General features: G+C 65.5%; 18 protein-coding genes. 4 read left to right on the top strand and 14 right to left on the bottom strand.

The features are described 5' to 3' along the window. Nucleotides 1-250: 250 nt before the first annotated feature. Complete coding sequence (locus tag B3349_RS07825) at nt 251-1,939, bottom strand: MFS transporter (RefSeq protein WP_291587841.1); 1,689 nt, start codon at nt 1,937-1,939, stop codon at nt 251-253. A gap of 311 nt (nt 1,940-2,250) precedes the next feature. Here B3349_RS07825 and B3349_RS07830 point away from each other — a divergent pair, with 311 nt between their 5' ends. Together B3349_RS07830 and B3349_RS07835 are read left to right on the top strand one after the other, a co-directional pair. Next, nucleotides 2,251-2,565, top strand: a complete 315-nt coding sequence (locus tag B3349_RS07830) for a DUF485 domain-containing protein (protein ID WP_066539987.1) — start codon at nt 2,251-2,253, stop codon at nt 2,563-2,565. Next, entirely contained in the window at nt 2,562-4,304 is a 1,743-nt protein-coding gene (locus B3349_RS07835; protein ID WP_291587843.1) for a cation acetate symporter, read from the top strand. The genes B3349_RS07830 and B3349_RS07835 overlap by 4 nt, the downstream gene beginning before the upstream one ends. Before the next feature lie 132 nt (nt 4,305-4,436). Here the strand turns inward: B3349_RS07835 and B3349_RS07840 are convergent, their stop codons facing one another. From B3349_RS07840 to B3349_RS07895, 12 genes are all read right to left on the bottom strand, one after another. Further along, a complete protein-coding gene (locus tag B3349_RS07840) occupies nt 4,437-5,105 on the bottom strand; it encodes a 3'-5' exonuclease (RefSeq protein WP_414646860.1) in 669 nt (222 codons plus the stop codon). Further along, a complete protein-coding gene (locus B3349_RS07845) occupies nt 5,102-6,919 on the bottom strand; it encodes a DUF294 nucleotidyltransferase-like domain-containing protein (protein ID WP_291587845.1) in 1,818 nt (605 codons plus the stop codon). Before B3349_RS07845 ends, B3349_RS07840 begins: the two co-directional genes overlap by 4 nt. An 11-nt stretch (nt 6,920-6,930) precedes the next feature. After that, complete coding sequence (locus tag B3349_RS07850; RefSeq protein WP_291587846.1) at nt 6,931-7,575, bottom strand: 2-hydroxychromene-2-carboxylate isomerase; 645 nt, start codon at nt 7,573-7,575, stop codon at nt 6,931-6,933. Between the two features lie 35 nt (nt 7,576-7,610). Next, nucleotides 7,611-7,874, bottom strand: a complete 264-nt coding sequence (locus tag B3349_RS07855; RefSeq protein ID WP_083520567.1) for a DUF1289 domain-containing protein — start codon at nt 7,872-7,874, stop codon at nt 7,611-7,613. After that, nucleotides 7,871-8,383 carry a YbaK/EbsC family protein gene (locus B3349_RS07860; RefSeq protein WP_291587847.1) on the bottom strand — a complete coding sequence of 171 codons (513 nt, stop codon included), beginning with the start codon at nt 8,381-8,383 and terminating at the stop codon, nt 7,871-7,873. The genes B3349_RS07855 and B3349_RS07860 overlap by 4 nt, the downstream gene beginning before the upstream one ends. After that, complete coding sequence (locus tag B3349_RS07865; protein WP_291587848.1) at nt 8,383-9,315, bottom strand: hydroxymethylglutaryl-CoA lyase; 933 nt, start codon at nt 9,313-9,315, stop codon at nt 8,383-8,385. The genes B3349_RS07860 and B3349_RS07865 overlap by 1 nt, the downstream gene beginning before the upstream one ends. 88 nt (nt 9,316-9,403) lie before the next feature. Then, nucleotides 9,404-11,026, bottom strand: coding sequence for a sulfatase-like hydrolase/transferase (locus B3349_RS07870; protein ID WP_291587850.1), 1,623 nt, complete (start codon nt 11,024-11,026; stop codon nt 9,404-9,406). Between the two features lie 92 nt (nt 11,027-11,118). Beyond that, the gene (locus tag B3349_RS07875) at nt 11,119-12,039 is read right to left on the bottom strand and encodes a 2-hydroxyacid dehydrogenase (protein WP_291587852.1); all 921 of its coding nucleotides are present in this window, start codon (nt 12,037-12,039) and stop codon (nt 11,119-11,121) included. 203 nt (nt 12,040-12,242) lie between these two features. Next, a complete protein-coding gene (locus B3349_RS07880; RefSeq protein WP_291587854.1) occupies nt 12,243-14,291 on the bottom strand; it encodes an acetyl-CoA carboxylase biotin carboxylase subunit in 2,049 nt (682 codons plus the stop codon). Between the two features lie 77 nt (nt 14,292-14,368). Continuing rightward, a complete protein-coding gene (locus B3349_RS07885) occupies nt 14,369-15,142 on the bottom strand; it encodes a DUF4126 domain-containing protein (RefSeq protein WP_291587856.1) in 774 nt (257 codons plus the stop codon). A gap of 31 nt (nt 15,143-15,173) precedes the next feature. Next, nucleotides 15,174-15,959, bottom strand: coding sequence for an enoyl-CoA hydratase/isomerase family protein (locus tag B3349_RS07890; RefSeq protein WP_291587858.1), 786 nt, complete (start codon nt 15,957-15,959; stop codon nt 15,174-15,176). Between the two features lie 13 nt (nt 15,960-15,972). Further along, nucleotides 15,973-17,580, bottom strand: coding sequence for a carboxyl transferase domain-containing protein (locus tag B3349_RS07895; protein ID WP_291587860.1), 1,608 nt, complete (start codon nt 17,578-17,580; stop codon nt 15,973-15,975). A gap of 92 nt (nt 17,581-17,672) precedes the next feature. Between B3349_RS07895 and B3349_RS07900 the strand changes: the two genes are divergently transcribed. After that, nucleotides 17,673-19,403 carry a Na+/H+ antiporter gene (locus tag B3349_RS07900; protein ID WP_291587863.1) on the top strand — a complete coding sequence of 577 codons (1,731 nt, stop codon included), beginning with the start codon at nt 17,673-17,675 and terminating at the stop codon, nt 19,401-19,403. A 44-nt stretch (nt 19,404-19,447) separates the two neighbouring features. On the opposite strand, the gene B3349_RS07905 is transcribed toward B3349_RS07900, so the two are convergent. Further along, a complete protein-coding gene (locus tag B3349_RS07905) occupies nt 19,448-21,160 on the bottom strand; it encodes an AMP-binding protein (protein WP_291587866.1) in 1,713 nt (570 codons plus the stop codon). A 119-nt stretch (nt 21,161-21,279) separates the two neighbouring features. Between B3349_RS07905 and B3349_RS07910 the strand changes: the two genes are divergently transcribed. Then, complete coding sequence (locus B3349_RS07910) at nt 21,280-22,335, top strand: AraC family transcriptional regulator (RefSeq protein WP_291587869.1); 1,056 nt, start codon at nt 21,280-21,282, stop codon at nt 22,333-22,335. Nucleotides 22,336-22,422: the final 87 nt, after the last annotated feature.

Here is a 22,422-nt window from a genome sequence, read left to right on the forward strand (position 1 = left end):
ATGGTTTCAGTTCGTTGGTGCCAGCGGGGCCGAAGGCTTGAGGCGTTATGCCTTGCTTCTGACGGCTGCTAGGTAGACAAATTGTAGGTGGCATGTCGCCCAAAACCCTTGCCAGCTGGGCGCAAAAGCGGCATCTGATGTTTTGCAACAACACCGCGCACCACCATGCACCAGCCGCAAAAAGCAAACCCCGACGGCTTGCGCCATCGGGGTGCAGATTCATCCAGGCTTGCGCCCAAATGGTGCGTTTTCAATCTTCGGCGTAGATGTCCACGTCCTTGGTTTCACGCAGGAACAGGGTACCGATCACGGCCGTCGCACCGGCAATGATGATGGGGTACCACAGGCCGTTGTACATATTGCCGGTCTGCGCCACGATGGCGAAGGACATGGTGGGCAGCAGGCCGCCGAACCAGCCATTGCCGATGTGGTAGGGCAGGCTCATCGAGGTGTAGCGGATGCGGGTGGGGAACATCTCCACCAGGATGGCAGCGATGGGGCCATAGACCATGGTCACCAGCAGCACCAGATAGAACAGGATGACGACCATCATGACCTTGTTCATCTTGGCGGGATCAGCCTTCTCGGGATAGCCGTCGTTCTTCAGTGTTTCGCTCACAGCCTTGTTGAACTCGGCACCCTTGGCCTTCAGCTCGTCGGGGCTCAGGCCCTTGAGCGAGTAGCTGGGGATGGTGTGGCTGCCGATCTTGATCACGGCCGGCGTACCAGCCGGAGCGACTTCGCTTTCATAGCTCACCGAGCGATTGGACAGCGCTTGCTTGGCCACGTCGCAGGAGCTGGTGAACTTGGTCGTGCCGGTGGGGTTGAACTGGAACGAGCACTCGGCCGGGTCTGCCACGATCACCACCTTGTTGGCGGCCTGCGCGGCGGCCAGCGCAGGGTTGGCGGCTTCGGTGAGCATCTTGAAGGCCGGGAAGTAGGTCACCACGGCCAGCACGCAACCCATCATGATGATGGGCTTGCGGCCGATCTTGTCCGACAGCGTGCCGAAGACCACAAAGAAAGGCGTGCCCAGCAGCAGCGCGGCAGCGATCATCAGGTTGGCCGTCACGGCATCGACCTTCAGCTGCTGCGTCAGGAAGAACAGGGCATAGAACTGGCCGGTGTACCACACCACGGCCTGTCCGGCGGTCAGGCCCACCAGGGCCAAGATCACGACCTTCAGGTTCTTCCATTGGCCAAAGGCTTCCGACAGCGGTGCCTTGGAGACCTTGCCTTCGGCCTTCATCTTCTGGAAGGCGGGCGACTCGGACAGCTGCATACGGATCCACACCGAAATGCCCAGCAGCACCAGCGACACCAGGAACGGAATGCGCCAGCCCCAGTCTTGGAAGGCTTCTTCACCCACGGTGGTGCGCACCCCCAGGATCACGATCAGCGACAGGAACAGACCGATCGTGGCGGTGGTCTGGATCCAGGCGGTATAGGCGCCGCGCTTGCCGTGCGGTGCATGCTCGGCCACATACGTGGCCGCACCGCCGTACTCACCGCCCAGTGCCAGACCTTGCAGCATGCGCAGCACGATCAGGATGACCGGTGCCGCCACGCCGATGGCAGCATAGTTGGGCAGGATACCCACGATGAAGGTGGACACACCCATGATCAGGATGGTCACCAGGAAGGTGTACTTGCGACCGATCATGTCGCCCAGGCGGCCGAACACCAGCGCGCCGAAGGGGCGCACGATGAAGCCGGCAGCAAAGGCCAGCAGCGCAAAGATGAAGGCCGATCCGGCATCCAGCCCGCTGAAGAACTGCTTGGCAATGATGGCCGCCAGCGAACCGTACAGGTAGAAGTCGTACCACTCGAAAACGGTTCCGAGTGAAGACGCGAAAATCACTTTGCGCTCTTCGGGCGTCATGGGCCGGGCTGTGCCCGCCCCCTGCGCGCCGACGCCCTTTGCTGCGTTAATGGCCATGTTTGTCTCCTGATGTATGAATATGTAACGAGCCTTGGCGACAGGCACGTAAATTCACTATCCATCAGCAGATTGACACCGCTCTGACGTGATTCTTACAGAGATTGACGCCGAACTGAACCGGTTCTTACAGCTTCGGTGGCAACCCTAGGGCTTGTTTTCTTGATGTGAAAATCCAAGGGCAAACCCTGCGGCTTATGTTGCACTGCCGTAAGTGCAAGGTCAGTACTTCTACCCAGAATCGCCTGCGGTGTCGCAGTGAGCATTTATGCCTATTGCGGCACAGAAACAAACCGCAGGAGACATAACTCATGACCGATACCGTGGTCACCAAAATCCAGCGCAACCCGAAATATCTGGAGTTGCGCAGCAAGCGCAATCGCCTGGGGTTGGTGCTGACTGTGCTGATGCTGCTCGTCTATTACGGCTATGTGGCGCTGATTGCATTCGACAAGGAATTTCTGGCCCAGCCACTGAGCAGCTCCGGCGTGACCACCCTGGGCATACCCATTGCCCTGTTCGTGATCGTGTTCACCGTGGCCATCACGCTGTTCTATATCCGCCGCGCGAACAACGAGTTCGACCAGCTGACCCAGCAAATCCTGAAGGACGCCCAGTCAAAATGAAGAGCTCCATGCAACGCACGCTGGCAACCACGCTGGCGACCTCTCTCATGCTCTCGGCGACGGGCTCTGCCCTGGCCGCCGGTGGCGACATTGGCGACACCGCCAAGCAAGCCACCAACTGGACCGCCATCATTCTTTTTGTGGCCTTTGTGGCCGGCACCCTGTGGATCACCAAGTGGGCTGCCTCCAAGACCCGCTCTGCCGCCGATTTCTACACCGCTGGCGGCGGCATCACCGGCTTTCAGAACGGCCTGGCGATTGCGGGGGACTACATGTCTGCCGCATCGTTCCTGGGCATTTCCGCCCAGGTCATGATCAGCGGCTACGACGGCCTGATCTACTCCATCGGTTTCCTAGTGGGCTGGCCCATTCTGACCTTCCTGCTGGCCGAACGCCTGCGCAACCTGGGCAAGTTCACCTTTGCCGACGTGGCCGGCTACCGTTTTGCCCAAGGTCCTTTCCGCATGTTCGCCGCCAGCGGCACCCTGGTGGTGGTGGCTTTCTACCTGATCGCCCAGATGGTGGGTGCGGGCCAGCTGATCAAGCTGCTGTTCGGCCTGGACTACTGGATCGCCGTGGTGCTGGTGGGTGTGCTGATGATGGTCTATGTGCTGTTTGGCGGCATGACCGCCACCACCTGGGTGCAGATCATCAAGGCCTGCATGCTGCTGGCCGGCGTGACCTTCATGGGCTTCATGATCATGTCCAAGTACGGCTTCAGCTTTGAAACGCTGTTCGCCGAAGGCGTGAAGGTGAAGACCGCGATCGCAGAAGCCGGCGGCAAGGAGCCCGATGTGGCGGCCAAGCTGGGCCTGTCTATCATGGGCCCCGGCGGCTTCATCAAGGACCCCATCTCGGCCATCAGCTTCGGCATGGCGCTGATGTTCGGCACGCTCGGCCTGCCCCACATCCTGATGCGCTTCTTCACGGTGCCGGACGCCAAGGAAGCACGCAAGTCCGTGGGCTGGGCCACGGTGTGGATCGGCTACTTCTACATCCTGATCTTCATCATCGGCTTTGGCGCCATCACCATGGTGCTGACCAACCCCGAAATGGCGGACACCGTCAAGGGCGTCATCAAGGGCGGCGCTGGCACGGCCAATATGGCGGCCGTGCTGGTGGCCAAGAGCGTGGGCGGCGATGTGTTCTACGGCTTCATCTCTGCCGTGGCCTTTGCCACCATCCTGGCCGTGGTGGCGGGTCTGACGCTGTCGGGCGCTTCTGCCGTGTCGCACGACCTGTACGCCACCGTGTTCAAGAACGGCAAGGCCGACAGCGCGTCGGAACTGCGCGTTTCCCGCCTGACGACGCTGACACTGGGCGTCATCGCGGTGCTGCTGGGCATTGTGTTCGAGAAGCAGAACGTCGCCTTCATGGTGGCCCTGGCCTTCGCGATCGCCGCATCGGCCAACTTCCCCGTGCTGCTGCTGTCGGTGCTGTGGAAGGGCTGCACCACCAAGGGCGCCGTCATTGGCGGCTTCCTGGGTCTGGTCTCCTCCGTGGGCCTGACCATCGTGTCGCCCTCGGTCTGGGAAGCCACGTTCGGCAACCCTCCCGGCTCGGCCTGGTTCCCCTACACCTCGCCCGCCCTGTTCTCGATGACCATCGGTTTCGTGGGCGTATGGCTGTTCTCGGTGCTCGACAAGAGCGGCCAGGCGGACAAGGAACGTGCGGCTTTCGAAGCTCAGCAAGTGCGTTCGGAAACCGGGTTCGGCGCATCGGGCGCATCGGGCCACTAAGCCCCTCGCAGCGCGGCGGCTGCCGCGCTGGCGTCATGCAAAAGCCGGGTTCGAGAACCCGGCTTTTTTCATGCCCATGGCCTGTGGCCCCGCGTGACCTTGCGGTCCACGGCGCTTGTCACCGCACCACTGTCACCGCGCGCCCTGCAGCTGGCGCAGTTTGATGAAGGCCAGTGCGGCCATCACCGCATCGTTGACGGCATCGTGCGCGCGGCTTTGCGGCAGGCCGAGGTCTCGCATCAGCGTGTCAAAGCGCAGATCAATCTCCGGCGACTGCTGTCGGTGGGGTGGCAGCTGCCGGAATTTGTGGTCGTAGTAGAGCGCGGACACTTCGTTCCGTGGCTGCGGCAGCGCAATACCCAGCAAGGGCCGCAGCACCCGGTTGATCATCGCCAGATCGAACTCTAGGTAGTAGCCCACCAAGGGCCGGCTGCCGATGAAATGCAGCAGCTGCAGCACCGCATCCTGAACGGGCAGGCCCTGGGCCAGATCCCGCGCACGCAGCTGGTGGATGCGCACGCTGTCGGCGCTGACACCATGGGGCGGGCGCACCAGCAGCTCCAGCCGCTGGCTGGTCAGAATGCGCTGCCCCTGGATGCGCACGGCACCGATGGACACAATGTGGTCCCGGCGCACATCCAGCCCGGTGGTCTCGCAGTCCAGCGACACCCACTCGTCCGGCGGCGCCGGGTCCAGCACAAAGGCCAGGGCCGGATCGGCCAGCTGGCGCAGCAGCCGCTGGCGGCGCCAGCCCTCCAGCCAGTGGCGCAGCGGGTGCCACGGGTACGGACGCGTACTCACAGCGCATCCAGACGCAAACGCTGTTGCAGCAGCGTGCGAAAACGCCGCACCACCGCCAGGGCATCCTTGAGCAGATCCCGCTCCAGGCTGCTGAGGGTGGAAGGGTCCACCTCCCCCGTCACCGGCCGGTGGCGCTCGATCTCGGACAGGCCCGCCTGCAGCCGCAAGCCCATCAGCAGGTGCAAGGACTCTCGCATCTCTCGCCCCAGCGGGGCATCCAGGGTGCCATCGGCGACCAGCGCTTCGATGCGGTCCACCGTGCTGGTGGTGTCCACATGCCGCACCAGCGCCAGACTGCGCACGCCATGGACCAGCGGAAAGATGCCTGCTTTCTTCAGATGCACGCTGCTGAATGCATCGCTGCGGCCCAGCAAGCGGTTCCACCAGCCGCCGGATTCGCCGAAGCTGTCGATCACCGACGCAAAGCGGGCAATCAGGGCATCGTTGTCCGTGGCCAGACTCTGCAACTGCTGGCGCACCCCGGCCAGCAGCGCGGCATCACCGGCCACGGCATGGGCGTCCAGAAAAATGGCCAGCCGCATCAGGCTGTCGGCACTGGGCATCAGCAGCCATTCCCTGGCACGCTGGCCAAAGTCGCTGACGCTGCCGCGCCATTCCGGATTGTTCAGCATGATGTGCCCGGGGCATTCCGGGTAGCCGAAACGCTGCAGCACCGCCGAAAAGGCATGGCAGATGGCGTCCAGATCGGCCGGTGGCGTGTATCCATCGCGCAGCAACAGCCCGTTGTCCTGGTCGGTCTTGAGCAACTGCTCGCCGCGCCCTTCACTGCCCATCACGAACAGGCAGCTGTTGGCCACCAGATCGGCCGGTGCCAGCATCTGCCAGGCGCGCTCGAACAGCCGGGCATTGAGCTGCTGCACCAGTTGTGCCATCAGCGCGATGCGTGTGCCGCCGCGGTGCAGTGCCGACAGCAGTTGGGTGATCTGTGCGGCCGGTTGCTCCAGCGCCTGCAGGTCGCCGGCCTGCTCGATCTGCACCAGGATCAGGTGGGAATGGTTGGCCAGAAAGCTGAACAGGTCCAGCGCCTCCAGCATCCCGCACACCTGGCCGTCCCCGTCCAGCACCGCCAGCCGGTGCACGCGGGCGCGCAGCAGCAGTGCCATGGCATCCCCCAACTGGTCGCTGGCCCGTACGCTGATCACCGGACTGCTGGCGAACTCGCCCACCGCCAGCTGCGCCAGGGGGCGCCCGTCGAGGATGGCGCGCTGCAAGGTGGTATTGGAAAAAATGCCGATGCCCTGCGGTAGCCCGGACACCAGCACGCTGGTGGTGCGCTGTTCCTGGAACAGCCGGGTCACGCTGACGATGTCGGTGGCCGCATCCACCACATGGGCGGGGCGCACAAAGGCCTGCTCCACCCGCATCAGGGTCAGGGACTGCCGCTCATGCTGGTCGGCGCGCTGAGCCAGGGTCCCCAGCTTGTGGCCTAGATCGGCAAACAGCAGCGCACCGAACGCCGTGTTGCGCGCAATCAGCTCGTTGACGGTCTCATGCGCCAGCTGGTAGGCCACCAGCTCTTCGACCACCACAAAACGGCTGCTGGCACGCCCCGCCACGAGGGCCCGGCCATCGAAGCAGTCTTCGGGCCCGTAGGAGGCCAGCAACTGCTCGCCCTCGGTCTGCTCCACATGGCCTTTGATGATGACAAACAGGTGGGTCGGCGCCATGCCCCGGTCCAGCACCACAGCACCCTCGGGAAAGTAGGCGATGTCGACGCCGCTGCGGACCAGGGCCTGCTCGTCAGGCGTCAGACAATCGAACGGGGAAACGGCGAAATTGAAGGCATTGGGCATAGCGCAGGCATTCAAGCCTGCAAGCCTTGCTCCACGCTTGCAGCCGCCTCCCAGCGGCCTTGGGTGAACCAGCCTCCGCCCTGCAGATAGTCCCGCAGCATGGGCAGGCCATCCACCCCGAAGAAGGTGCGGCCGTCCACGCTCACTGTGGGAACGCCGAACACGCCCGCGGCTGCGGCCTCTTCGGTATTGGTGCGCAGCAGGCCCTTGGCGCGCTCTGCGGCCTGCGCATCGGTGCGCAGCTGCGCCGCCAGGCGCTCACGCAAGGCGGCGATGCGCTCCGCCCCCAGTACGTCGCCCCCGCCTTCCCACACATGGCGGAACAATGCGTCCGCCGTGAAGCGGTTGATGCAGCCGTCCTCGCTGCACTCCAGCGCCAGACGCAGCAGGGGCAGCGGGTTGAAAGGGTGGCGCTGCGGCATCTGCAGCGTCGTGCCTTGCGCATGTCCCAGCCACTCGGCATGGCGGTAGGTCCATGCCCGCTTCGGAGGAATACCGGCAGGCCCGGGGTTGGCGTGCTGCTTCAACAACGCGCCCAGCAACACCGGACGGTAGCGCACATGGCAGCTGATGCCCTCCAGCTGCGCAGGCAACTGGGCGAACGCCAGCCAGGCATAGGGCGACACAAAATCCAGATAGAACGTGATCTCGCGCATCTGCGCCTCCCTGTGCCGCTAGGGCGTTATCCGACTCACAACGTGGGCTGCGCCATGCCGCAACGCTGCAGCACGGCGCCCCAAATCTGGCGCTGCGTGGCGGCATCCGACTTGCCCCACTGGCGCAATTCATCCAAGGTGCGCAGGCAGCCGACGCAGTGGCTGCGGTCGTCATCCATGCGGCAGACCGAGATGCAGGGCGAAGGCGGTGCCTCCACGGCATGGGCGTCCAGCAGGCCCTGACCCAGCACGGTGCGGGCCTTGTCCAGCAAGGCATCGGGTGGCAAAGGACAGCTCATGCGACCTCCCCGGCCGGCAACTCCACCACATCCACCACCGGCGCACCGGTCAGCTGCTGCAGCGCCGCCATATCCAGCGGAAACACCGCATGCGGATGACCGGCCGCCGCCCACAACACCTCAAAGCGCGCCAGGCTGGCGTCGATCACCGTCACCGGCGGCTGCAGGTGCGCCACCGGGCTCACGCCGCCAATGGCAAAGCCGGTGCGCGCCTTCACATAGTCGGCATCGGCGCGCCCCACCTTGCCCACCAGGGCCGCCAGCTTCTTCTCGTCCACGCGGCGGTCGCCGGCCGCCACCACCAGCACATGGGCACCATCTTCCTTGCGCTTGAAGACCACGCTCTTGGCCACCTGTCCCACGGCAATGTCCAGCTGGTCCGCTGCTTCCTGCGAGGTTCGGGCCGCGCCATCCAGCATCTGCGGCCCATGGGCATGACCGGCCTCCTGCAGATAGCGCGCCACGCGCTGCACGCCCTCGGGCAACTGGTGCAATTCCGATCCGCACATCACACGGCCTCGCAGACTGCGCTGCTCGCGCGCTTGGCCAGCACGGCCTTGGCCACCCGCGACTGCGTGGGGCGACCCAGGTGCTCGCTGATGAACGCTCCGGCATCGATCAGCTGGTCCAGATCGATGCCGGTGTCGATGCCCATGCCGTGCAGCATGTAGACCACGTCTTCGGTCGCCACATTGCCCGTCGCCCCCTTGGCGTAGGGGCAGCCGCCCAGACCGGCCACCGAGGTGTCGTACTGCCACACGCCCATGGCCAGTGCGGCCAGCGTGTTGGACAGCGCCTGGCCGTAGGTATCGTGGAAATGGCCCGACACATCGTTGATGTCGAAATGCTGCAGCGTGGCTTCGATGGCCTTGCGTACCTTGACCGGCGTGCCCACGCCAATCGTGTCGGCCACGCCGATGTGCTGCACGCCGATGCCCTTCATCAGCCTGGCCAGATAGGCCACGCGCTCCGGCGCCACCTCGCCCTCATAGGGGCAGCCCACGGTGCAGCTCATCGCACCGCGCACGTAGATACCGGCGGCACGGGCCGCTTCCACCACGGGCGCAAAGCGCTCGATGCTCTCGGCAATGGAGCAATTGATGTTCTTCTGGCTGAACGCCTCGCTGGCCGCGCCAAACACCACGATCTCGTCGGGCCGGGACAGCACCGCTGCTTCGTAGCCTTTCAGGTTGGGCGTCAGCACCGAATAGCGCACACCCGGCTTGCGCGCGATGGCGGCCATCACCTCGGCGTTGTCCGCCATCTGCGGCACCCATTTGGGCGACACAAAGCTGGTGACCTCGATCTCGGTCAGGCCTGCATTCTGCAGACGGTGCACCAGTTCCACCTTGACGGCTGCCGGCACCGGCTGCTTCTCGTTCTGCAGACCGTCGCGGGGGCCGACGTCGACCAATTTCACGCGTTGGGGATAACTTGTCATGGCTGTCTCCTGTTCAGATTCACATCGTCGGGCGGTGCGCAAGCGGGTAGCGGGTAGCGGGTCATCGTGGCGGTATCCGCTGCAAGGCCTAAGGCGTGGCAGCGGGATGCTGCTGCGCCACCTGCGCAAACCAGTCATCGCAACCGTTGTGCTCTGCCGTGGGCGGATAGGGTCCGTCACCCGACGGACTGACATGGCTGGCCGCGCCCTTGTCCACCGCATGCACCTGGTAGCCCAGCAGATCCTGGACCACGCCGGTATAGAGCAGATTGGTTTGGCGCAGACTGCCATCGGGGGCCACGGCGTGAGCGGCCACTTTCTGCAATTGTCCCCACCACTGCGGCTGCTGCTGGCGCAGGGCGGCATTCCCCCATACCAGCAACGGGACTTCGTACGCGCTGCGGGTGCTGCCATGGGTGTAGGAACCTCCGCATTGCGGGAAATTCTGTCCATGGTCGGACACATACACCAGCGCGGCCCGCACCCCTTCAAGGGCGTTCAGCCGGGCAATCCAGTCGGCCAGCAGGCTGCTGGAATAGGCGATGCTGTTGTCGTAGGGGTCTTCCCACTGCGCAAAATCCTGCGGATAGCGCTTGTTGACCCGCGGGTGACTGCCATACATGTGCAGCGTGATCAGCGCAGGTTGCCCCGCCGCCCGTTGCTGCAGGCTGCTGGCCAGCAGCTCCGTCAACGCCCCGTCCTGCAGGCCATCCTGCAGGTTCACAAACCGGTCGGAACGCTGGCGGAATGCCGCGTGCGCAAAACTCAGCGACATGCCCGACGCACTCTGGTTGCTCAGCGTCTCCACGCGGAAGCCGGCGGCCCGACCTTGGTCCAGCACGGTCACCACGCCGGACTCCGGCATCTCTGCCATGCGCTGCCCCGTCAACAGCACCGGAACCGTCTTGCCGGTGTTGTTGCCATTGGCCGTCACCGGCAAGGCCACCAGCCCGTCACGCCAGGGGCGCAACGCTGCATTGGTATCGTTGCCCTGGTAGCCCAGCAGGGACCAACGCTGCGCGCTGGCGCTTTCGCCGATCACCATCACCACCACATCGGCCATGGGCGGTGCAGCGGGAGGCGCCATGGGCGGAATGCGGTAGATCGATTCGGCGGCATGGGCATACCGCGCGTACGACTCGCCCAGGGTCATGGGGTACACCCGGTCCACACGGCGCAGCGTGCCCTCCAGGCCATAGCCCTTGGCCACGCCGGTGGTTGCCAGCACACCCCACACCAGCCAGCAGACCCAGCCCACCCCCCGCAGCACCCGCCCCGTCAACAGCGGCGCGCGGCGCCACAGGTGCACGGCAGCAGCCACTGCGGGAAGCAGCCAGCACAGCAGGCTCGCCAGATCCTGCAGCCGGTAGGAGCTGGCGTACTCCCAGGCTTCCATGGTGGAGGCACCCAGCACCGAATACCAGAAGAACTCGTCCGGCGCCGAACGCACGGCGTAGAAATAACCCAGATAGCAGGCCCCCACCAGCACCAGCAGCCATGCCGCCACGCGGGTCAAGGGGCGCCACAGCAGGCAACCGCACCACAGCAGGGCCGACAGCACCACATCCCCCAGGGTGCGCGAGGAAGGCCACATCCACACCAGAGGCAGAAACAACCACAGCCAGGCCAGGGCCGTCAAGCCGCCTCCCCACCGGGGGGCCGGGCGGCGGTCATTCAGGGGTGCCAAAGTGGCGTGGGGACGCATGTTCATTCCAGGATTCCAGCTGCACAACGGGCCGCATTGTTGCCCACTCGGGCCTGCTGTGCGGCCAAATCCGCCATCCCCCTCGTCAGGTCATCGGGTCAATACCCGCGCCGCGGGTCGACCATGCCCTTGACGGGCTTGCCCTGGCTCAGGTCCACCACCTTGCCGACGATCTGGGCAATGCTTTCATCGCGCAGCGTGCGGGCAGAGGTATGGGGTGTCATGGTGATGCGCGGTTCGGCCCAGAACGGGTGGCCGGCGGGCAGCGGCTCCTGGCGGAACACATCCAGCGTGGCCCCGGCGATCTGGCCTTCGGCCAGCAGCGCCAGCAGGTCGTCCTCCACCAGATGCCCGCCACGCGCCACGTTGACCACATAGGCGCCGGCTTGCAGCTGGCTCAGATTCTGGCGGTTCAGAATGTTTTCGGTCTCGGGTGTCAGCGGCAGCAGGTTGATCAGTACCTTGGTCTGCGACAGAAACTCCGCAAAACCATCGCTGCCGTGCAGCGTGCGCACACCGTCCACCGCCTTGGGCGAGCGGCTCCAGCCCAGCACCGGAAAATCAAACACCGTCAGCGCCTTGGCCACGCGTTCGCCCAGCACGCCCAGGCCCATCACGCCCGCGGTGAAGTCCTCGCGCGTGCGCGGCTTGCGGAACGCCCATTTCCCGGCGCGCATATCGGCCTCATAGCCATCGAGCTCGCGGAAATGGCGGATCACCGCCTGCGTCACATATTCGGCCATCTGCACCGACATGCCGGCATCGTCCAGGCGCACCACCTGGGCGCTGGCCGGCAGCTTCAGCTTCATCAGCGCATCCACACCGGCGCCGATGTTGAACAGCGCTTTCAACCCCGGCTGCTCGTCCATGAACTGCTGGGGCGGCGCCCACACCACGGCATAGTCCGCCTGGGGCGCGCCTGGCGCCCACACGCTGATGTCCGCATCCGGCAGCGCGGCGCGCAAGCCTTCCAGCCAAGGTTCGGCCTTGGTGCCCGTACAACAAAAAGTGACTCTCATGGCGCGCAAGCGTAACCGGGTTGGCAGGGTGGCGCTGTCATCGGCAGCGCAAGCCCTTGGCAAAAAAAGGAGCTGCATGGGCTCATGAAGACTGGGTTTCCAACAGATACGGCCCCCATCCTTCGGCAGACGCGCAGGGCGCACACTTTTCGATGGCGGCCATCACCGCTCGCCATGTGCGCCCCAGCCGCGCCCTCCGCCATTCAAGCCGCCACAGTAGTGGCGCTGGTGATGCGGATCAGCTCCGCCCCTTCCGCCACCTGGTCGCCGGGTGCGTACAGCAGCTCCTGCACCACGCCATCGGCTGGTGCCGCAATGGTGTGCTCCATCTTCATGGCTTCCATTACCGCCAGCGGCTGGCCCTTGGTCACGCTGTCGCCGGCCTGTACCGCAAACGACACCACCTTGCCGGGCATGGGCGCCGTCAGGCGGCCGCCTTCGGCGCCGCTGTCGCCGGCATGGGCCAGCAGATCGACTTCGGTCAGCTGGGCACTGCCGGCCGGGGTGAACACGGTCACGGCTTCGCCCTGCACATAGACCTGCACGGAGCAGCGCTGCGCACCCAGCTGCAGATCCAGCCCACTGGTGCCCACAGCACGCCATTGCAGTGTCTGGGCTTCACCTGCGGCCTGCGCCCCCACTTCGGTCACGCTCAGCTGCGCCGGGGCGCCGCCTTGGGCGTAGGCCAGCGTGGCCGCCAGCTCCATGCCCTGGTAGGCAAACTGGAAGTAGCGCTGCGAGCGGCCATACATGCTCCAGCCGTCACGCTGGCTGAAGGGGTCGGCCGTCTGGGTGGCTTTTTCCTGCTCCAGCGTGGCGGCCACGGCAGCGGCAATCGCCAGCTGGCGGCCCACGTCATCCTGACCGAACAGCACGGCACGCTCCCGCTCGATCAGCGCCGTATCCAGCTTGGCCGTGGCAAAGGCCGTGCTCTTCACCACCTGCCGCAGGAACTGCACATTGGTGGCCAGGCCCACGATATGCGTTTGCTGCAGCGCCGCATCCAGCCGTGCCAGCGCCTGGGCACGGTCGTCGCCATGCACGATCAGCTTGGCGATCATGCTGTCGTAGAAGGGGCTGATGGCATCGCCTTCCCGCACGCCGTCGTCCACGCGCACATCGCCGATGGCAAAGCTGGTGCAATCGGGCTTGCGGTAGACGTTCAGGCTGCCGGTGGCGGGCAGGAAGTTGTTTTCGGGGTTCTCAGCGCAGATCCGTGCCTCGATGGCATGGCCGATGATCTTCAGCGCGCTTTGCGGCTTGGGCAGCGGCTGCCCTGCCGCCACCAGCAACTGCCAGGCCACCAGGTCTTCGCCCGTGATGGCCTCCGTCACCGGATGCTCCACCTGCAGGCGGGTGTTCATTTCCATGAAGTAGAACTGCATGGCATCGGGCTGGTCATAGCCGCCGGGCTGTTCGACGATGAACTCGACTGTGCCCGCACCCACATAGTTCACGGCCTTGGCGGCAGCCACAGCGGCTTCGCCCATCTTCTTGCGCAGCGCCTCGGTCATGCCGGGGGCAGGCGCCTCTTCCAGTACCTTCTGGTGGCGGCGCTGTACAGAGCAATCGCGCTCGAACAGGTAGACGCAGTTGCCATGCGTGTCGCCAAACACCTGAATCTCGATATGGCGGGGGCGCAGCACGTATTTCTCGATCAGCACGGCATCGTTGCCAAAGCTGTTGATGGCTTCGCGCTTGCACGACTCCAGCGCAGCAGCAAAGTCCTCGCTTTTTTCCACCAGGCGCATGCCCTTGCCGCCACCACCGGCGCTGGCCTTGATCAGCACCGGGTAGCCGATACGGTCCGCCTCCCGGTGCAGCATGGCGGGTTCCTGCCCGGCGCCATGGTAGCCGGGCACCAGCGGCACCTGGGCCTTTTCCATCAGCTGCTTGGACTCGGCCTTCAGGCCCATGGCACGGATGGCACTGGCGGGCGGGCCGATGAAGACCAGGCCAGCGGCCGCGCAGGCATTGGCAAAGTCTTCGTTCTCCGAGAGGAAGCCATAGCCGGGGTGGATGGCCTCGGCCCCTGTCTGCCTGGCCGCCTCCAGAATGCGCTCCCAGCGCAGATAGCTGTCCTTGGGCGCACTGCCGCCGATGTGCACGGCCTCGTCGCAGGCCGCCACATGCTTGGCGTTCGCGTCCGCATCCGAATACACGGCCACGGTGCGCACGCCCATCCGGCGGGCGGTGGCCGCCACGCGGCAGGCAATTTCACCGCGGTTGGCAATCAGGATCTTTGTGAACATATTGTCTCCAGGATTTTGGGGTCTTCTCAGGCGCTTGTGCCCGCTCAAATTGCACAAGCCGCCAAGTCTTTAGATCTCTAGGTCTTTGGCAGTGCGTCTGCCTCGGCACCGAACCAGCCACGCAGGCGGCGGACCGCCCCGCGCACAAAGCGCCACAGCATCCAGGTCACCACCCACATGGCGATCACCACCACCACCAGCACTACGCCGAACACCAGCGGGTGGGACAGCGCCAGCCAGATGGCGCCGACGGCCGTGGTGTCCTCCACCAGGCTGGCACCCACATTGGAAAACGGCTCCGGGCTGGTGTTGATCAGCGCACGGGTGCTGGTCTTGGCGGCCTGGCTGGTGGCCGCCAGCGTGCCGCCCATCAGTGCGGCCACCGTGGCCATGGTGGCGTTGTCGGCACCGAACACGCTTGCAGCCAGGGCCGCCCCGGCGGGCACGCGCAGCACGCTCTGCAACAAGTCCCACAGCGAATCCACACCGGGGATCTTGTCGGCCAGGAACTCCACACACAGCATGCCGCCACTGGCAAACAGCAGGGCCGGGTGTTCCAGCACATGCAGGCCGCCGGGCAGCACCACCAGGCCGGTGGCGCCCAGCAGCCCCACCAGGAATACCACGATGTAGAGCCTGAAGCCGCTGGCCCAGCCCAGTGCCGCAGCCAGGGCCAGCAAACTGGCCATGTCCATGCCGCTCAGGGCCTTGCCCGCCGTGTCCGCCACCGCGCCGCCGGCCGATGCCATGGCATCGCCCGCCTGGCGTGCCGCCTGCTCCACCGCCTCGCGGTCGGGGTGCAGGCCCACACGGTGCAGCCATTGGAGGAAGGCGTTCCAGTACTCGGTCATGGCCGTGCGCTTTCAGGAAGTCAGAGACCTCTCACGACAGCCAGGAAGGCTTGCGCTTGCTGAGAAAGGCCTGCACGCCTTCCTTGCCTTCCTCGCTGGCGCGGATATCGGCAATCACCTCCACGGTGGAAGCGATCAGCTGGGCGTTGATTTCCCGCTCCGCCACGTCCAGCACCAGTTTCTTGCAGCTGCGCACCGCGTCCGGCCCGGCCACCAGCAGCGCCTTGAGCAGGCTGTCCACGGCATCGTCCAGTTGCTCGGCCGCCACCACCTGGTGCACAAAGCCGATGCGCAGCGCTTCGGCCGCATCAAAGCGTTCGCCGGTCAGAAAGTAGCGGTGGCCGGCACGCGCGCCCATGGCCCGCAGCACATAGGGGGCGATGGTGCCGGGCACCAGACCGATCTTCACCTCGCTCAGGCAGAAGCCGGAGTTCTCTGCCGCCACCGCCATGTCGCAGGCCGCCACCAGGCCCATGCCGCCGGCATAGACATCGCCCTGCACGCGGGCGATGGTGGGTTTGGGGCAGTGGTAGATGGTGCGCAGCATCTCGGCCAATGCGCCCGCATCCTGCAGGTTCTCGGCACGGTCGTAGTCGGCCATGCGGCGCATCCAGTTCAGGTTGGCACCGGCACAGAACGCCGTGCCTTCCGCCGCCAGCACGATGGCGCGCACATCCGGGCGCTCGCCCGCCACACGGAAGGCCTCGGTGATTTCCACAATCACTTCGTCGCTGAAGGCGTTGCGGATCTCCGGCTGCGTCAGCGTGACGGTGGCCACGCCGGCGTTGACGGTCAGGGTCAGATAACGGTGAGTCATGGCATCCTCCCTTTCACATGCGGAACACGCCGAACTGCGTGTCCTCGATCGGTGCATTGCGGCTGGCCGACAGGCCCAGCGCCAGCACGCGCCGGGTGTCTGCCGGGTCGATCACGCCATCGTCCCACAGGCGGGCCGTGGCGTAGTAGGGGTGGCCCTGGTCTTCGTACTGCTGGCGGATGGGGGACTTGAAGGCCTCTTCCTCCTGCGCGCTCCAGCTGCCGCCCTTGGCTTCGATGCCGTCGCGCTTGACGGTGGCCAGCACACTGGCCGCCTGCTCGCCGCCCATCACCGAGATGCGCGCGTTGGGCCACATCCACAGGAAACGCGGGCTAAAGGCGCGGCCGCACATGCCGTAGTTGCCGGCGCCAAAGCTGCCGCCGATGATGATGGTGAACTTGGGCACCGCCGCCGTGGCCACGGCCGTGACCAGTTTGGCGCCGTGGCGGGCAATGCCTTCGTTCTCGTACTTGCGGCCCACCATGAAGCCGGTGATGTTCTGCAGAAACACCAGCGGAATCTTGCGCTGGCAGCACAGCTCGATGAAGTGCGCGCCTTTGACGGCCGACTCGCTGAACAGAATGCCGTTGTTGGCGATGATGCCCACCTGCATGCCTTCAATGCGGGCAAAACCGCAGACCAGCGTGCTGCCGAAGCGGGCCTTGAACTCGTCGAACTGGCTGCCGTCCACGATGCGGGCAATGATTTCGCGCACATCGAATGGCTTGCGCGTATCCACCGGGATCACGCCGTACAGTTCCTGGGCGTCAAACAGCGGCGCTGCCGGCGTGCTGTCGCCCGGCGCTGACGCCTTGTTCTTGTTCAGATTCGCCACTGCCTGGCGGGCCAGCGCCAGCGCATGCATATCGTTCTGCGCCAGATGGTCGGCCACGCCGGACAGGCGCGTGTGCACATCGCCGCCGCCCAGGTCTTCGGCGCTGACCACCTCGCCGGTGGCCGCCTTCACCAGAGGGGGTCCACCGAGAAAGATCGTGCCCTGGTTCTTGACGATGATGGACTCATCGCTCATGGCCGGCACATAGGCACCACCAGCCGTGCAGCTGCCCATGACCACGGCAATCTGGGAAATGCCCTGGGCGCTCATATTGGCCTGGTTGAAGAAGATGCGGCCGAAGTGTTCGCGGTCCGGAAACACATCGTCCTGGTTCGGCAGGTTGGCGCCGCCGGAGTCGACCAGGTAGATGCACGGCAGATGGTTCTGCGCGGCAATTTCCTGGGCGCGCAGATGCTTCTTGACCGTGATGGGGTAGTAGGTGCCGCCTTTGACCGTGGCATCGTTGCACACCACCATGCAGTCCACGCCGCTGACGCGGCCGATGCCGGCAATCAGCCCGGCACCCGGTGCATCGTTGCCATACATGTTCAGGGCGGCCAGCGGCGCCAGCTCCAGAAACGGCGTACCCGGATCCAGCAGGCGCTGCACGCGTTCGCGCGGCAGCAGCTTGCCGCGTGCCACATGCTTGGCACGGGCGGCCTCACCGCCCCCCAGTGCCACCTGTTCACAGCGCGCACGCAGGTCGTCCACCACCGTCTGCATCGCAGCGGCATTGGCCTGGAAATCCGCGGAACGCGGGTTGAGTTGTGTCCCCAGAATGTTCATCGTCTACCTTTGCGGGTTTACCCTAGTTTTTCCCATGGTTTTTGCTTCTTTCCGATACGCGCGCGCCGGGTGCTCTCACAGAAAATGCCCCCATGCACACCGTTGAAACCGTCCTGCTCGTGCTGATGCTCGGTGCCGTCACCGGCATTGCCGCACGCTATATGCGCGCCATTCCGCTGCCCCTGATCCAGATTGCCCTGGGCGCCGTGATTGCCTGGCCCCAGAAGGGGCTGCACATCAGCTTCAATCCTGAACTGTTTCTGCTGCTGTTCATTCCGCCGCTGCTGTTTGCCGACGGCTGGCGCATTCCCAAGCGCGAATTCTTTGCCCTGGCGCGTCCCATCCTGCTGCTGGCCTTCGGCCTGGTGTGCTTCACGGTGCTGGGCCTGGGCTACTTCATCCACTGGATGATTCCGTCCATCCCGCTGACGGTGGCCTTTGCACTGGCGGCCGTGGTCTCGCCCACGGACGCCGTGGCCGTATCGGCCATCACGCGCAACCTGGGCATGCCGCACAAGACCATGCACATGCTCGAAGGCGAATCGCTGCTGAACGATGCGTCCGGCCTGGTGGCCGTCAAGTTCGCCGTGGCCGCCACGCTGACCGGCGCCTTCTCCTGGGGCGCCGTGGCCAAGGACTTCACCTGGATGGCCGTGGGCGGCCTGGGCATTGGTGCGCTGATGGGCTGGGGTTTCAGCACCGCGCGCGATGCCATCACCCGCCGCGTGGGCGATCTGGCCGCCACGCAGATGGTGTTGCTGCTGGTGTTGCTGCCCTTCGCGGCCTACCTCGCGGGCGAAAAAATCGGGGTCTCGGGCATTCTGGCCGCCGTGGCCGCCGGTATTGCCACCAACTTTGCCGATCTGGACCGTGGCAATTTCATCTCCGAGCGCCTGCAGACCGAGGGCACCTGGAGCATGGTGGAGTCGGCCTTCAACGGTGCCATCTTCCTGCTGCTGGGCCTGCAGCTGCCGTCCATCATCGGCGTGACCTTGCTGGACGCCGGTGACGACTGGTGGAAGCTGGTGGCCTATGTGGTGGTGATTTCCTTTGCCCTGCTGCTGATGCGCTGGGTGTGGATCACGCTGGGCGTGCACGGCGCCCTGCGCCGCGCCCACCAGGAGGGCAAGATGCTGGAAAAGCCCTCCCACCTGCTGAACCTGGCCACCACCATGGCCGGCATCCGCGGTGCGGTCACGCTGGCGGCGGCCCTGTCCATTCCGGTCCATATGCGCAGCGGCGTACCTTTTCCCTCGCGCGATCTGCTGACCTTTCTGGCCACCGGAGTGATTCTGTTCACGCTGATTCTGGGCAGCATCGCCCTGCCGCTGCTGCTGCGCCGCATGCCCGCGCACGAAGACACCGAGACCCAGCACGAGGAGCGCAGTGCCCGCGCCGCGGCCTGCAAGGCGGCCATTGCCAGCCTGACCATGACCGAGGAAGAAGCGCAAAAGCACGACGAAGCCTGGATCGCCCAGTACCAGGAAGTGGTGGGGCGCATCACCCAGGAGTACCGCAACCGCATCCACCTGCTGGACGACAGCGGCGTGGCCACCTCTACCGAAGCCCAGCGCGACACGCCCGAAATGGTGCAGGAGCGCCGCCTGCGCTATCTGCGCGAGATGGAACTGCGCCTGCACTGCATTCACGTGGAGCGCGACACCCTGTACGCCGAGCGCCAGGCCCACCGTATCAACGACGAGACCCTGCGCGCCATGGTCAGCGAGCTGGACATGTCGGAAGTGGCGCTGCGCAAACGCCTGGTGGTGGCCCGCCGTGCCGCCGGCCTGACGCCCCTGCCCCACGCTGGCGGGGCGCACTGAGCGCCACGGCGCGCAGCCGGGGGAAGTGCGACGGGCCGTGCAGCTCATGCCGTGCGGTCCGTGGTCAGCTGCAGCTGTTCCACCATCTCTTCGCGGATGCGGAACTTCTGGATCTTGCCGGTCACCGTCATCGGGAAAGCGTCCACAAAGCGGATGTAGCGCGGCACCTTGTAGTGGGCGATCTGGCCCTGGCAGAAACTGCGCACCCCGTCCTCGTCCAGGCTTTCACCGGGCTTGGCGATGATCCAGGCGCACAGCTCCTCGCCGTAGCGGCTGTCGGGCAGGCCCACCACCTGCACATCCTGGATCTGCGGATGGCGGTAGAGAAACTCCTCGATCTCGCGCGGGTAGATGTTTTCGCCGCCACGGATCACCATGTCCTTGATGCGGCCGACGATGTTCACATACCCCTCGGCGTCCATGGTGGCCAGGTCGCCGGTGTGCATCCAGCCCTCGGCATCGATGGCTTCGCGCGTCTTGGCCTCGTCCCCCCAGTAGCCGTGCATCACCGAATACCCCTTGGTGCACAGCTCGCCCGATGTGCCGGGCGCCACCGTGGCACCGGTGTCGGGATCGATCACCTTCACTTCCAGGTGCGGCTGCACCTTGCCCACCGTGGCCACACGCTTTTCCAACGGCGTGCCGGCATCGCTCTGGCAGCTGACCGGGCTGGTCTCCGTCATGCCGTAGGCGATGGTGATTTCGGACAAATGCATGTCGCGCACCACACGCTTCATCACCTCGATGGGACAGGGCGAACCGGCCATGATGCCGGTGCGCAGCGTGGACAGATCGAACGTCTGGAACTGCGGGTGCTGCAGCTCGGCAATGAACATGGTGGGCACGCCATGCAGGCCGGTGCAGCGTTCGGCCTGCACCGCTTCCAGCACGCTCAGGGCATCAAAACCGTCGTTCGGGTAGACGATGCAGCTGCCGTGGGTAAAGCAGGCCAGATTGCCCAGCACCATGCCAAAGCAGTGGTACAGCGGCACAGGAATACAGAGACGATCTTCGGGCGTCAGCCGCATGCATTCGCCGATGAAGAAACCGTTGTTCAGGATGTTGCGGTGCGTCAGCGTGGCCCCCTTGGGGAAGCCCGTGGTGCCGCTGGTGAACTGGATGTTGATGGGATCGGTGTTCTGCAGCGTGGCTCCGATCTGGTCGATGCGCACATCCTCGGCATGGCCCTCGGCCAGCAGATCCGAAAAGCGCACCATGCCGGGCTGGTCGTCACCTTCGTCCGCCACGTCGATCCACACCACGGTGCGCAGTGTGGGCAGGCGGGCGGCCTCCAGCTGACCGGGCGTGTGGTCGGACAGCTCGGGCGCCAGCTCGCGCAGCATGCCCAGGTAGTCGCTGGTCTTGAACTGCGGCATGGCCACCAGCGCCTTGCAGCCCACCTTGTTCAGCGCATATTCCACCTCGGCCGTGCGGTAGGCCGGGTTGATGTTGACCAGGATGATGCCCACCTGCGCCGTGGCCAGCTGCATCAGCACCCATTCGGCGTTGTTGTGGCTCCAGATGCCCACGCGGTCGCCCGGCGCCAGCCCCAGGCCCAGCAGTGCGCTGGCCAGTTGGCGGGCGCTGCGGTGCAGCTCGGCATAGGTATAGCGCAACCCCTGGTGGCGGCTGACCAGGGCCTCACGCGCGGGCTGGCGTGCAGCCATCTGCGCAAAGAAGTCACCAATGGTCTGCTCGATCAGCGGCTGGTCGGTCGCACCGCGTGCATGGCTGGTGGACAAAAGGGTGGCGTCCATGGGAATGTGTCTCCTGCTGCCGGCAGCGCTGCGTGGCGCCGCCATGTCGATAGGTGGGTTCAGGATACGGGTCTCTCCTGCCCAGATGGCGTCAGCAAGGTTGCAATAATTGCCACACCATGTACACGCCCAGCCTGGTCCCCGAGACCGCCTCCGCCCTGCACGCCTCCCCTGCACTCACGCCCATGGCCTTTGTGCAGGCCGTGGTCTGGGCCTATGCCAAACGCGACCTGGACCCGATTGCTGCACTGCAAGCGGCACAAATTGCGCCAGAACAGGTGGCCAAGACCCGCGCCCGCATCACCGCACTGCAGATGGAGCTGCTCTGCGCCCATGCCATGCGCGAGCTGGACGACGAAGCCCTGGGCTGGTTCGGCCGCCGCCTGCCCTGGGGCAGCTACGGCATGCTGGCGCGCGCCAGCATCAGCAGCCCCACGCTGGGCCTGGCCATGGCGCGCTGGTGCCGCCACCATGGGCTGCTCAATGACGATGTCACGCTGGAGCTGGTGCGCCACAGCGAACTGGCCGAGCTGCGCCTGCAGGAGCGGCGCGACCTGGGCCCGGTGCGGGAGTTCTGCACCGTCTCGCTGCTGCGCAACGCGCATGGCGTGGCCAGCTGGCTGATCGACGCCCGCCTGCCGCTGCTGGAAGCCAGCTTCCCGTTTGCGGCACCACCCCATGCCGACGCCTACCCGCTGATGTTCCCCGGCACGGTCAGCTTTGACGCCCCCTGGGCCAGCCTGCGCTTTGAAGCCCGCCTGCTGGACCTGCCGCTGGCCCGCGACGAAACCGCGCTGCAGCAGATGCTGCAACGCGCCCTGCCCATCCAGGTACTGCCCTATCGCCGCGAAAAGCAGTGGAGCGCCCGCGTGCGCCAGCTGCTGGTGGCCGACACCCAGTTGCTGCACACCGCCGACACCCTGGCCCGCGCCCTGCTGGTGTCACCCCGCAGCCTGCACCGGCAGTTACAGGCCGAAGGCCAGACCCTGCAGGCCCTGAAAGACAGCGTGCGCCTGGACCGCGCCACCACCTTGCTGCTGCGCAGCGACCGCCCGCTCAAACGCATCGCCCAGGCCTGCGGCTTTGCCAGCGACAAAAGCTTTCTGCGCGCCTTCAAGGCCTGGACCGGCCACAGCCCGGCGGAATACCGGACGCTGCACCGGGTGGCGGACTAGCAGCGCCTGCAGGCCGGCGCTGCGGCCATGCGCACCGGCAGCGCTCCATTGCAAAGCGACTGGATCAAAGCTCCTGGGCAGCGGGCT

Origin of the sequence: Comamonas sp. UBA7528 (assembly GCF_002479375.1) — a bacterium.
GTDB lineage: Bacteria > Pseudomonadota > Gammaproteobacteria > Burkholderiales > Burkholderiaceae_C > Comamonas.